At 72.7% G+C, this 11,797-nt stretch carries 13 protein-coding genes and 2 pseudogenes; 9 read left to right on the forward strand and 6 right to left on the reverse strand.

All coding sequences use genetic code 11. The features are described from left to right. Positions 1 to 4 precede the first annotated feature (4 nt). The gene (locus AB0C19_RS24945) at positions 5 to 301 is read right to left on the reverse strand and encodes a metal-sensitive transcriptional regulator (protein ID WP_030329541.1); all 297 of its coding nucleotides are present in this window, start codon (positions 299 to 301) and stop codon (positions 5 to 7) included. A 94-nt stretch (positions 302 to 395) separates the two neighbouring features. On the opposite strand from AB0C19_RS24945, the gene AB0C19_RS24950 reads away from it, so the two are divergent. From AB0C19_RS24950 to AB0C19_RS24980, 7 genes are all read left to right on the forward strand, one after another. Beyond that, positions 396 to 605 carry a copper ion binding protein gene (locus AB0C19_RS24950; protein WP_357189157.1) on the forward strand — a complete coding sequence of 70 codons (210 nt, stop codon included), beginning with the start codon at positions 396 to 398 and terminating at the stop codon, positions 603 to 605. A gap of 13 nt (positions 606 to 618) precedes the next feature. Next, on the forward strand, positions 619 to 1,569 hold the full coding sequence (locus AB0C19_RS24955) for a hypothetical protein (protein WP_357189159.1): 951 nt from the start codon (positions 619 to 621) through the stop codon (positions 1,567 to 1,569). 12 nt (positions 1,570 to 1,581) lie between these two features. Then, positions 1,582 to 3,828, forward strand: coding sequence for a heavy metal translocating P-type ATPase (locus AB0C19_RS24960; RefSeq protein WP_357189161.1), 2,247 nt, complete (start codon positions 1,582 to 1,584; stop codon positions 3,826 to 3,828). Positions 3,829 to 3,902: 74 nt separating this feature from the next. Continuing rightward, a complete protein-coding gene (locus AB0C19_RS24965; protein ID WP_036410891.1) occupies positions 3,903 to 4,076 on the forward strand; it encodes a CsbD family protein in 174 nt (57 codons plus the stop codon). Positions 4,077 to 4,239: 163 nt separating this feature from the next. Next, a complete protein-coding gene (locus AB0C19_RS24970) occupies positions 4,240 to 4,587 on the forward strand; it encodes a helix-turn-helix domain-containing protein (protein ID WP_357189163.1) in 348 nt (115 codons plus the stop codon). Further along, on the forward strand, positions 4,584 to 4,853 hold the full coding sequence (locus AB0C19_RS24975; protein WP_357189165.1) for a hypothetical protein: 270 nt from the start codon (positions 4,584 to 4,586) through the stop codon (positions 4,851 to 4,853). Before AB0C19_RS24970 ends, AB0C19_RS24975 begins: the two co-directional genes overlap by 4 nt. A gap of 123 nt (positions 4,854 to 4,976) precedes the next feature. Then, positions 4,977 to 6,437 (forward strand): alpha/beta hydrolase, encoded by a 1,461-nt coding sequence (locus tag AB0C19_RS24980; RefSeq protein WP_357189167.1) that lies wholly within the window; start codon positions 4,977 to 4,979, stop codon positions 6,435 to 6,437. 47 nt (positions 6,438 to 6,484) lie between these two features. On the opposite strand, the gene AB0C19_RS24985 is transcribed toward AB0C19_RS24980, so the two are convergent. The 4 genes from AB0C19_RS24985 to AB0C19_RS25000 form a co-directional block, all read right to left on the reverse strand. Continuing rightward, a complete protein-coding gene (locus AB0C19_RS24985) occupies positions 6,485 to 7,144 on the reverse strand; it encodes a class I SAM-dependent methyltransferase (RefSeq protein WP_357189169.1) in 660 nt (219 codons plus the stop codon). 91 nt (positions 7,145 to 7,235) lie between these two features. After that, positions 7,236 to 8,489 (reverse strand): DUF6596 domain-containing protein, encoded by a 1,254-nt coding sequence (locus AB0C19_RS24990; protein ID WP_357189171.1) that lies wholly within the window; start codon positions 8,487 to 8,489, stop codon positions 7,236 to 7,238. Continuing rightward, positions 8,486 to 8,842, reverse strand: a complete 357-nt coding sequence (locus AB0C19_RS24995; RefSeq protein WP_357189185.1) for a YciI family protein — start codon at positions 8,840 to 8,842, stop codon at positions 8,486 to 8,488. The genes AB0C19_RS24990 and AB0C19_RS24995 overlap by 4 nt, the downstream gene beginning before the upstream one ends. 147 nt (positions 8,843 to 8,989) lie before the next feature. Further along, complete coding sequence (locus AB0C19_RS25000) at positions 8,990 to 10,252, reverse strand: DUF2786 domain-containing protein (protein WP_357189173.1); 1,263 nt, start codon at positions 10,250 to 10,252, stop codon at positions 8,990 to 8,992. A gap of 212 nt (positions 10,253 to 10,464) precedes the next feature. Here AB0C19_RS25000 and AB0C19_RS25005 point away from each other — a divergent pair, with 212 nt between their 5' ends. After that, positions 10,465 to 10,941, forward strand: a complete 477-nt coding sequence (locus tag AB0C19_RS25005; RefSeq protein WP_357189175.1) for a DUF2243 domain-containing protein — start codon at positions 10,465 to 10,467, stop codon at positions 10,939 to 10,941. Further along, a pseudogene (locus AB0C19_RS25010) lies at positions 10,941 to 11,687 on the forward strand (cytochrome c oxidase assembly protein); the annotation flags it as partial. The gene AB0C19_RS25005 and the pseudogene AB0C19_RS25010, both read left to right, overlap by 1 nt. A gap of 16 nt (positions 11,688 to 11,703) precedes the next feature. On the opposite strand, the pseudogene AB0C19_RS25015 reads toward AB0C19_RS25010, so the two are convergent. Then, a pseudogene (locus AB0C19_RS25015) lies at positions 11,704 to 11,797 on the reverse strand (Scr1 family TA system antitoxin-like transcriptional regulator); the annotation flags it as partial.

Below are 11,797 nucleotides of genomic sequence, written 5' to 3' on the forward strand. Positions count from 1 at the left end.
CTTGTCAGCCGCGCTTCATCAGCCGGCCGACCGCCGCCATCATCTCGGTGGCCATCTCGTCGGCCCGGCCCTCGGCGGCGCCCTCGTGCATGCAGTGCCGGGCGTGCCCGTCGAGCAGCCCGAGGGCCACCTTGTCGAGGGCGGCCTGGATGGCGGAGATCTGGGTGAGCACGTCGATGCAGTAGCGGTCGTCGTCGACCATCTTCTCGATGCCCCGGACCTGCCCCTCGACGCGGCGGAGCCGCGCGAGCAGCTGATCCTTGCTGGCGGTGTATCCGCGGATCGGGGTGGGTGCCGTCATGTCGACAACGATAGCGTACCCCCAGGGGGTATGGTACGGTCGGTTCTGTTGAGATACCCCCACCGGGTACCGGTACCCCGAAGGAGACGAACCGATGGTCGACACGACGTACCAGGTGCAGGGCATGACCTGCGGGCACTGTGTCAGCGCGGTCAGCGCCGAGGTCGGTGCCATCGCGGGCGTGCGTGACGTCAAGGTCGACCTCGAGGCCGGCCGCGTCACCGTCAGCAGCGATCAGCCGCTGGACACCGCGACTGTTCGAGCCGCAGTCGACGAGGCCGGCTACGACCTCGTCGACGCGTGATCGGCGGGCCGGCGTGCGCACCGTGACGAGACTGGCCGGGTTCGCCGTCGGCCTGGCGGCGATCTTCGGCACGACGTACGGGATCGGCCGGGTGGTCGACCGCGCCCCGGTGGTCGAGGGCCGGCACGACGGCGATGCCGCTCCTGCGACGGGCGAGCACGACGAGACGGCCGACCGGCTCCCCGGCGGGCTGCTCGTCTCCGAACGCGGCTACACCCTCGAACCGGTCGACGCCCCGGCCGACGAGTTCGCCTTCCGGATCGCCGGCCCGGACGGCCGCCCGGTCACCCGGTACGACGTGGCGCACGACAAGCAGATGCACCTGATCGTCGCCCGTCGGGACCTCTCCGGCTTCCGTCACGTCCACCCCGAGCTGGCCCCGGACGGCACCTGGCGGGTCGACACCCCGCTGGCCGGCCCCGGGCAGTGGCGGGCGTTCGCGGACTTCGCCCCGACCGGGGGTGAGCCGCTGACCCTCGGCGTGGACGTGACAGTCCCCGGCGAGTTGACCGAACGGCCGCTGCCCGCCCCGGCGACCAGCACCACAGTCGACGGCTACACGGTCACACTGACCGGCACGCCGCAGCCCGGCCGCACGTCGCCGCTGACACTGACCGTCAGCCGGGACGGGCAGCCGGTCACCGACCTGGAGCCCTACCTGGGCGCGTACGGGCACCTCGTGGCACTACGTCGGGGTGATCTGGCGTACCTGCACGTGCACCCGGACGGGACGCCAGGCGATGGGCGCACCCGGCCCGGTCCGGCCGTCACCTTCCTCGCCGAGGTGCCCTCGGCCGGCAGCTACCGGCTCTACCTCGACTTCCAACACGGCGGGCGGGTGCACACCGCCGAGTTCACAGTGGTGACCGGCGGTGCCCCGACCGGAGCAGCAGCCCCCACCCCGAGCGGGCCCGCACCGACCGGCGGGGCCGACCACGGCACCCCCGGGCACGGACACAACTGACGGGACCAGACGATGACCACCACCAGCAGACCGCTGCCCGAGGCGCCGAACCGGATCGAACTGGCTATCGGCGGGATGACCTGCGCCGCGTGCGCCGCCCGGATCGAGAAGAAGCTCAACCGGATGGACGGTGTGAGCGCCACCGTCAACTACGCCACCGAGAAGGCGACCGTCCGGTACGCCGACGGCGTCACGCCTGACGACCTGATCGGGACGGTGCAGAAGACCGGTTACACGGCGGCGCTGCCGGCCCCGCCCAGCGCCGAACCCCCGGTGGACCCGCTGCGGGGGCCGCGTACCCGGCTCTGGGTGTCGGTGGCCCTGAGCGTGCCGGTGGTCCTGCTGGCCATGGTCCCGGCCTGGCAGTTCGACTACTGGCAGTGGTTGTCGCTGACCCTGGCCGCCCCGGTGGTGGTCTGGGGTGGGCTGCCGTTCCACCGGGCCGCCTGGACCAACCTGCGGCACGGCGCGGCCACCATGGACACCCTGGTGTCGCTCGGCACCCTGGCCGCGTTCGGCTGGTCGCTCTGGGCGCTCTTCCTCGGTGACGCGGGGATGCCCGGCATGACGCACCCGTTCCGCTTCGACATCACCCGGACCGACGGCGCCGGCAACATCTACCTGGAGGCGGCCGCCGGGGTCACAGTGTTCATCCTGGCCGGCCGCTACTTCGAGGCCCGGTCCAAGCGGACCGCCGGCGCCGCCCTACGCGCCCTGCTCGACCTCGGCGCCAAGGACGTGACGGTGCTGCGTGACGGCGTGGAGACCCTGATCCCCGTGGACCGGCTCGCCGTCGGTGACCGGTTCGTGGTCCGCCCCGGGGAGAAGATCGCCACCGACGGGGTGGTGGACGAGGGCACCTCCGCTGTCGACGCCAGCATGCTCACCGGTGAGTCGGTGCCGGTCGAGGTCGCTCCGGGTGACGGCGTGGTCGGCGCCACGATCAACGCGGGTGGGCGGCTGATCGTCACTGCCACCCGGGTCGGCACTGACACCCAGCTCGCCCGGATGGCCGACCTGGTGGAGCAGGCGCAGAGCGGCAAGGCGGCAGTGCAGCGGTTGGCGGACCGGATATCAGGGGTCTTCGTGCCGATCGTCATCACCCTCGCCGTCGGCACGCTCGGCTGGTGGCTCGGCACCGGGGCCGGCCCGACCGCCGCGTTCACCGCCGCCGTGGCCGTGCTGATCATCGCCTGTCCGTGCGCGCTCGGCCTGGCCACCCCGACCGCGCTGCTGGTCGGCACCGGTCGGGGCGCCCAGCTCGGCGTGCTGATCAAGGGCCCGGAGGTGCTGGAGTCGACCCGCCGGGTGGACACCGTGGTGCTCGACAAGACCGGCACCGTGACGACCGGCCGGATGACGGTGGTGGACGTGATGCCGGCGAGCGGTGTGGACCGGGCCGAGCTGCTTCGGCTCGCCGGGGCGGTGGAGGCCGCCTCCGAGCACCCGATCGCCCGTGCCGTAGCCGCCGCTGCCAGCGACGTGGGCGCGCTGCTCCCGGTGACCGCCTTCGGCAACCTCGAAGGACTCGGGGTGACCGGCACTGTCGACGGGCGGGCCGTGCTGGTAGGCCGGGTCCGGCTGCTGCGCGAGCACGAGTTCGACGTACCGCCGGAGGTCGAGTGGGCAGTGCGCGACGCCGAGGCGGCCGGTCGTACGGCGATCGTCGCCGGTTGGGACGGGCGGGCCCGGGGCGTGCTCGCTGTCTCCGACGTGGTCCGGCCGACCAGCCGGGCGGCGGTGGCTCGGCTGCGCGGGCTGGGGCTGACCCCGGTCCTGCTGACCGGGGACAACACCACAGTGGCGCACGCGGTCGCCGCCGAGGTGGGCGTCGACGAGGTGATCGCCGAGGTGCTGCCGGCCGGGAAGGTCGACGTGATCAAGCGGCTCCAGGCCGAGGGACGGTCGGTGGCGATGGTGGGTGACGGGGTCAACGACGCCCCGGCGCTGGCCCAGGCCGACCTGGGCCTGGCCATGGGCACCGGCACCGACGTGGCGATCGAGGCGGCCGACCTCACCCTCGTCCGGGGCGATCTGGACGCCGCGGTGGACGCCATCCGGTTGTCCCGGCGCACGCTCGGCATCATCCGGGGCAACCTGTTCTGGGCGTTCGGCTACAACGTGGCGGCCCTGCCGTTGGCCGCCGCCGGGCTGCTCAACCCGATGATCGCCGGCGCCACGATGGCGCTGTCCTCGGTCTTCGTGGTGGCCAACAGCCTGCGCCTGCGTCGCTTTCGCCCGGCCGCCGCCGATCTGTGACGGGGGTAATGGTTGGACCGGCGACGGCGGGGGTACCTCTGTCGTTGTAGCGACGCTTGCAATGGAGGTTGGCAATGGGATTCGACGACAAGATCAACAACGCCACCGAGGACGCGACCGGCAAGCTGAAGGAAGGCGCCGGTCGGGCCACCGACAATGAGCAGCTGGAGGCGGAGGGTCGCGCTGACCAGTCCACCGCCAAGCTCAAGCAGGCGGGCGAGAAGATCAAGGACGCCTTCAAGAGCTGACGTACGACGTAACCCGCACGCCGGGCCGGTGATCATCACCGGCCCGGCGTGCTGTGTGTCCGGCCTCTTTCGCCGACCCTGAGATCCCCCTGATTCCGCTTTCGTCCCGCACCGCAGCTCGCCGGCACCTGCTAGCTTTCCTTGGCATGTGCAAGGGCTCGTTATGAGCACCGCCTCACCGCCGACCGGCGACGACCTGGTCCGTGTGCTGGCCACCCTGGCCAACCCGCACCGGCTGCGGGTCGTCGCCGCACTGGCCCGTGAGCGTGCGTACGTCAGCGGGCTGGCCCGGCAACTGGGCATCAGCCGGGCGCTGTTGCAGGTCCACCTACGGAAGCTGGCGGCGGCCGGGCTGGTCACCGCCCGCCTGGAGTTGTCGGAGGACGGGAAGGCCATGAACTACTACGAGGTGGAGCCGTTCGTGCTCACACTCACCCCCGCGATCATCGCGGCCGCCGTCGAGACGCTGACAGTGCCCGACTCGGGCGAGCAGCCGGGAGCACAGCGATGAGCGAGCACGACTGGACCGAGGTGGTCGGCGCGATCGGCATCTTCGCCTTCCTGATCAGCGTGGTCACTGTGACCGTCGTGCAGCTCGCCAAGACCCGCCGGGCCCGGTACGAGGCGGACCGGGCGGACGACTACCGCCGGCTCGCCGAGACGGCCGCTCAGGCCCAGGCGGAGAACGCCCGACTGCTCGCGACCATGGACGGCCGGCTGGGCGGGATGGAGACCCGGATGACAACGCTCGAACGCGTCCTGCGCGAGGTCGACTGACCCGGCGGACGAGAGGCCCCGGGCCGTCGAGCGGCTACTCGACGGCCCGGGTGGAAGCAGCATCACCTCGCCCAGTGGGCGAGTTTCACCGGCAACGCTCCTTCGAGGAGAGGACAGCACCTCATGCTGCGCGTACGCAAATCCGCAGTCGGCTGGGCGGTCGCCCTGGCCCTGACAGCCGCCGGCCTGACTCCGGCGAGCCCGGCCGCCGCCCGACCACAGCCCGCCCCGACGATCGACTGGCGGCCCTGCGCCACTGACACCAGCGCCGAGTGCGGCACCCTGTCGCTGCCGGTGGACTGGCACCGACCCTTGGGCGAGCGCTTCGACCTGTCGCTGGCCCGCCGGGTCGCCGACCCGGCCACCCGGGAAGGCGCGCTGATCTTCGGCCCCGGCGGGCCGGGCGACAGCGGGGTCGACAGGGTGGTGAACGGCAGCTCCCGGTTCAGTGCCGACCTGCGTGCCCGGTTCGACATCGTCAGCTTCGACCCACGCGGCACCGGCGGCAGCCACCCGGTGGTGTGTGCCCGGGACCTGCTCGCCCGGCAACCGCAACTGATCGCCGACCAGGCCCAGTTCGATGCCGTGCTGGCCAACAACGCGCTGCTGCGCGCCGACTGCCGGGCCCGCACCGGGGCGCTCTACGACCACGTCGACACCACCAGCGCCGCCCGCGACCTGGACGCGGTCCGCGCCGCGCTCGGCGAACGGCAGTTGACCTTCCACGGCAGCTCGTACGGCACCCTGCTCGGGCAGCGGTACGCCGAGCTGTACCCCGACCGGGTCCGGGCCATGGTGCTGGAGGCCGCGATGGACCACAGCCTCGGCACCCGCGCCTTCCTGGACACCCAGGCCGTCACCGCTGAGGGCGCGTTCGACGAGTTCCTGGCCTGGTGCGCCCGCTCGGACGGCTGCGTCCTGCGCGGTCGGGACGTTCGGGCCGGCTGGGCCGGGCTGCACGCCCGGGCCGAGCGTGGCTCGCTGACCGACCCGGACCGGGCCGGGGCCGCGCTCGCCCCGTTCGAGTTGAGCCGCCTCGCCCACAAGAAGCTCTACGACACCTGGCGGTGGCCGGAGCTGGCCGAGTGGATCGTCCGACTGGAGGGCACCGCCACCACGCCGAGCGTTCGTCCGCTGACGGACGAGGCCGTGGCTCCGTACCCCTTCGCGGTCTTCTGTCAGGACTGGAGCCTGCCGGTCCGCGACTACAGCGAGTACGCCGGACATCTGCGCAGGACGGCCCGGCTCGCGCCCGACCTGCGCTACCCGCCGGCGCTGTTCGCCCTGGTCACCTGCCTGGGCACCCCGACGCCGGTGGCCAACCCGCAGCATCGGCTACGGGTCCACACCGATGTGCCGCTGCTGCTCGCGGCCACAGTGCACGACCCGGCCAGCGGCTACGGCTGGGCGCGCAACGTGGCGCGGCAGCTGGGTCGGCACGGCGCGCTGCTCACCTACCAGGGGTGGGGGCACGGCAGCTACAGCAGCAGTCAGTGCGTGCAACGAGCCGTCGACTCGTACCTGATCGATCAGGTGGTGCCCGCCCGGGGTGCCAGTTGCCCGGCCGTCGAACCCGAGGTGTGACCGCCGCTGCCGGCCGCCGGGACGTCCGACGGTCGGCAGCGGTGTGCTCAGAGGCGTCGGGTGGCGCGGACGACCACGTCGTGCAGCGGCGCCTCCCGGCCCGGCACCGTGCGGCGGTGCTCCTCGGCGGTGATGATCTCCCAGGTGGTGCTGTCCAGGCCGGCGGTGATGTCCGCGAGGGTGACCGATGCCTCGTCCGGCGGGCGGTGCCCGTGTCCGTGTCCGTGCGCGTGCCCGTGCCCTGGCTCGCTGGCGTCCGAGGTGTGCAGATGCCCGACGATCAGGAGGGTGCCGCCGGGGGCCACCCAACCGGCGACGCGGTCGTAGAAGGCCAACTGCGGCATCGCGGGGTGCGCGTAGTGCGTCGTGACCAGGTCGAACCGCGTCTGAGGGGCCCAGGCCGTCAGGTCCGCCTCCACCCACCGCACGCGCTCGGAGACGCCGCTCTCCGCTGCGCGTTCGGCGGCTCGGGCGAGCGCGACGGGTGCGATGTCGACGGCGGTGACCTGCCAGCCGTGGGCGGCGAGTGAGATCGCCTCGGCGCCCGCGCCGCACCCGGCGTCCAGCGCCGAGCCCGGTGCAAGAGCGCCGACCTCCCGGGCCAGGTACGGGTGCGCGGGACTCGTGCTCATCGCGCCGGAACGGTCGTGGTCCTGGTGCCAGTGCCGCTCCCAGTAGTCCTTGTCGAACTCGTGCTGCTCGCTCATCTGTGCCTGCTCCTTCGCGCGTCGTCCACGACTGTGACCGGCGACCGGGCGACGCGCAAAGATTGTTGCCAAAACGGCAAGACGAGGTGACTCACTCCTGCCCGGTCAGCCGGGCCGCCCGTACCTCCAGGTAGCGCTGCTCGGGCCGGCTCGTGGTGCCCCGCGCCGCCACCAGGTACGCCTCCCGCGCCGCACCGACCTCCCCGGCCAGCTCCAACAGGTGAGCCCGGACGGCGGCCAGCCGGTGGTGCCCGGCCGTGCGTTCGTCGGCGTCCAACGGCGTGAGCAGGGCGAGCCCGGCTCGGGGCCCGTCGACCATGGCCACCGCCACCGCCTGGTTGAGGGTGACCATCGGGTTCGGCGCGATCCGGGCGAGCAGTCGGTAGAGCGCGACGATCTGCCGCCAGTCCGTCTCCGCCGCCGTCGACGCCTCGGCGTGCACGGCGGCGATCGCCGCCTGGAGCTGGTACGGGCCGGGCGGCGACCAGGTCAGCGCCTCGGTGATCAGGGCGACCCCCTCGACGATGGCGGCGGCGTCCCACCGGGAACGGTCCTGCTCGGCGAGGGGCACCAACTCTCCGTCCGGCCCTACCCGGGACGCCCGGTGCGCGTCGGTCAGCAGCATCAGCGCCAGCAGCCCGGTCACCTCGCCGTCGTCGGGCAGCAGCCCGCGCAGGATGCGAGCCAGCCGGATCGCCTCGCCGGTCAACTCGGCCCGGCGAAGGTCCGGGCCACTGGACGCGGTGTAGCCCTCGTTGAAGATCAGGTACAGCACGCGCAGCACCGTTCCGAGCCGCTCGCCCCGCTCGGCCGGCCCGGGCATTGTGAACCGGGCCCCGGCAGCCTCGATCCGCTGCTTGGCCCGCCGGATCCGTTGACTCATCGTCGCCTCGGGCACCAGGTGTGCCCTGGCGATCTGGGCGGTGCTGAGGCCGCCGACCGCCCGCAGTGTGAGCGCTACCTGCGCCGATCCGGGCAGCGCCGGGTGGCAGCAGAGGAACAGCAGCGTGAGGGTGTCGTCGTCGGCCGCAACGGCGGGCTCCGCGTCCGCCGCGGGCGCCACCCCGGCGTACGCCGGCTCGCGCCGCGCCACCGCCACCTCGCGGTCCCGGCGCGCGCTCTCGCTGCGCCACTCGTCGGTGAGCCGACGGGTGGCCACTGTGAGCAACCAGGCGCGGGGATTGTCCGGTACGCCCTGCCCGGGCCACTGCGTCGCGGCGGCGAGCAGCGCCTCCTGGACCGCGTCCTCGCACCTGTCGAACTGTCCGTGCCGACGGACCAGCAGGCCGAGGACCTGAGGCGCGAACGTGCGCAGCAGATCCTCGACCGTCCGGTCCTCGGTCACATCTCCGTCCCGGCCTCGTCCATGATCGGGCGGACCTCCATCGCGCCGCCGTACCGAACGTCCGGCCAGCGGGCGGCGATCTCGGCAGCCCGCTGCGGGGTGTCGCAGTCGACGGCCAGGTAACCGGCGAACTGCTCCTTGCTCTCCATGAACGGGCCGTCGAGGACCTCGGGGCTGCCGTCCACGAGCCGCACCGTCAACGTCTGCGACGGATTGGCCAACGCCTGGCCGCCGATCAGCTCGCCGGTCTCGGTCAGCTCCTTCATGATCTCGTCGACCTCACCGAAGAGGGCGGTGCGCTCCTGCTCGCTCAGCCCCTCGGTGAAGCCGGGCCGGTTCCAGATCAGCAGCATGTACTTCACGGCGATGCTCCTCAGGCTCTGGTCGCACCCCGATCGGGGGGCGACTCACCGAAGGGTCGGAGCCGTTCCCCCGATCCCTACCGTGTACCGAAGAACATCGCAGAAACGTCCGCCGGTGGCGCTCCCACGCCGGATGGTTCAGCGCGGATCGGGTCGGCCGGGCACCTGTCGGGGCTTCCGGGCGCCGCCGACGTCCAGCGAAGCCCGGTCCGCGGCCGAGGTGCCGGATGACCAGCCTTCGGCGTCGCGCACGCTGAGCCGGTGCCGGGTGACGCCGGGGAAGAGCGTGTCCAACCGCTCCCGGACCGCCTCGCCCCGCGCCGCGAGCACCGGCAACAGCCGTTCCGCCCCGACGGTCTCGGCCGCCGCCTGGTCCGCCGCTTCGGTCGCCGCCTCGGTGGCCGTGCGCAGCCGCTCGCCGATCCGCAGCGCGAACGCGTTGAGGAAGGACTCGTCCCAGACCTTCGTCCGTCGCCCCGACCCGGGCCGTCGCTCGGCACGCCCCCGCAGCATCGCCGCAGTGGCCTGGACCAGCAGCGACGTGTAGAGCAACTCCACCGCCACCAGGTCGGCCGGCCAGCCCAGCACTGTGGCGAAGCCGAGATCGTCGGACCAGACCGCCTCGCACCGGTTCGCCGCCGCGACCTCCTGCACCAGCAGCGCCTTCGCGCCCGCGTACGGGGTGTCGGTGCTCAGACGTACGCCGCCGGGCAGGTCTCCGCGCTCCGACCCGGCCGCCAGCAGCGCCTCGTCGATGCTGTGCCTGGCGATCAGCTCCTGGGCCTTCCCGGTCAGCGCCTCCGCCTCCGCCGGGAAGGTGGTCGACTCGGCCTTCGCCAGCAGCGCCCGTACCCGGTCCAGCATCGGTGACCCGCTGCGCGACCGACCGGCCGTCCGGGCGGTCGCCGCGCTGGCCGTGCCCGGCGGTGGGCGCAGCACAGCGATCGGCGGCAGGCTCTCCACCAGCGCGAGAGTGTCCACTGCCGCGCGGAGCGCGTCGGCCCGGTCCAGACCCTCCCGGCTGGCCCAACCGGCCAGCACGCTGCCGTCGGCACCGCCCTCGGTGGCCACCAGCTCGCGTAGCTGGTCGTCCCACCAGGCCGGGACCGGCTCGGCCTGGTCGCGCCGCTGGACGGCCATCGCGTCGCGCACCAGCCGGGCCGCGCGGGCGTCGAGCCGTCGACCGGTGATCCGGTCCACGTCGAGCGGTTGCCAACCGCGCGGCCAGAGTCGGCCCAGGCCGCGGACCAGGCGACGCAGCAGAGCCGCGTCCACAGCGGTGGTGCCGTCCGCGGCGCCGGTGCCGACCATCAATTGGTCCAGCTGCCGTTCGGCCTTCCGTACGTCAGTGCCGCGCACCGCCGCGAGCGCGTTGGCGACGAGTTCGTCAGCGTCCGGCACGGGCACCTCCTTCTCGGGATCTGGTTCTCGTTCTTCTCCGGCTCTGGCTGTCGCTGCCCCTCCAGGCTCCATGATCATGCCGTCAGTGGCCCGGGAGTCACGAAACGGGGATGTGCCACCGGCCCGTTGGGCCTTCCGGTCGCCCTGGCCCGGCATGTTTCATCCGCTTCGGGGTATTTGCGGCCTGATCCGAGCTGACTGCGAGGTGTGTGGTGGTCGATTCGAGCCTGCCGAGGCCGCGTTCCGCCGACGTTCGTTCCTCCACCCTCGTCGGCGTCCTGATCGGCATCGCGATCATGGCCGCGGTGGACGAGATCGTCTTTCACCAACTCCTCGCCTGGCACCACTTCTACGACCGCTCCACCCCCTCGGTGGCGCTGCTCTCGGACGGGCTGCTGCACGCCGCCGAGGTGATCGCCCTGGTCGGTGGGTTCTTCTGGTTCGCCGACCTGCGTCGACGGCATGCCCTGGCGAGCCGGCTGGCCTGGGGTGGCTTCCTGGTCGGCGCCGGAGGGTTCCAGCTCTTCGACGGGCTCGTCGACCACAAGGTGCTCCGGCTGCACCAGATCCGCTACGGCGTACACCTGGTGCCGTACGACGTGGTCTGGAACATCTCCGGAGCGGTGCTGCTGCTGGCCGGCGTCGCAGTCCTGTGGCGGGCCCGCTCCCGCCGCGCCGGCCCCCGATGATGCTGGCCGGGCCGCTGGCGCACGCCGAGCACAGCGCGGCCGGGCCCACCTGGTTACCGCTGTTCCCGGTCGCGGTGTTGGCGGTCGGTTACGTGCTGGCCGCCGCTCGGGACCCGCGGGGTTGGGACCACCGACGTACCGCCTCCTGGCTGGTCGGTTGCGCCCTGCTGGCGGTCGCCGTCGGGCCACTGGCCCAGCTCCCCGACAACCCGAGCGGGCACATGGCGCAGCACCTGCTGCTCGGCATGCTGGCCCCGCTGGGGCTGGTGCTCGCCGCCCCGGTGACGCTGCTGCTGCGGGTCTCGCCGCCGCCGGTACGCCGAGCGGTCGGCCGGCTGCTGCGCGCCCGCCCCCTGCACCTGCTCGCCCATCCGGTCACCGCCGCGCTGCTGACCACCGGCGGGTTGGCGTTGGTGCTGCTCACCCCGCTGTACGCGGCGGCCGAACGGCAGCCCGTCCTGCACCACGCCGTGCACCTGCACTACCTGGCCGCCGGGTACCTCTTCGCCTGGTCATTGGCCGGGCCGGACCCGGCGCCGCGTCGCCCCGGACTAGCGGTGCGTATCGGTGCCCTCCTCGGCGCGGCGGCCGGCCACGCAGTGCTGGCCAAATACCTGTACGCCCAGGCCGAAACCCTCCCGCCCGGCCTCAGCGACCGGGATCCGGAAGCGTTCCGCTCGGCCGCCCAACTCATGTACTACGGCGGTGACCTTGCCGAGCTGCTCCTGGCGGCGGCCCTCTTCGCCACCTGGTACCACTCCCATAATCACGCGTCTGGAGCAGGCCGGGTATTAGGAGCGCGGCATAGGTGCAGACTTGTTCGGCTCTCGACTCCAACCAGGGAAAGTCGATGAAC

The sequence above is a fragment of the Micromonospora sp. NPDC048842 genome, assembly GCF_040649935.1.
GTDB lineage: Bacteria > Actinomycetota > Actinomycetes > Mycobacteriales > Micromonosporaceae > Micromonospora > Micromonospora hortensis.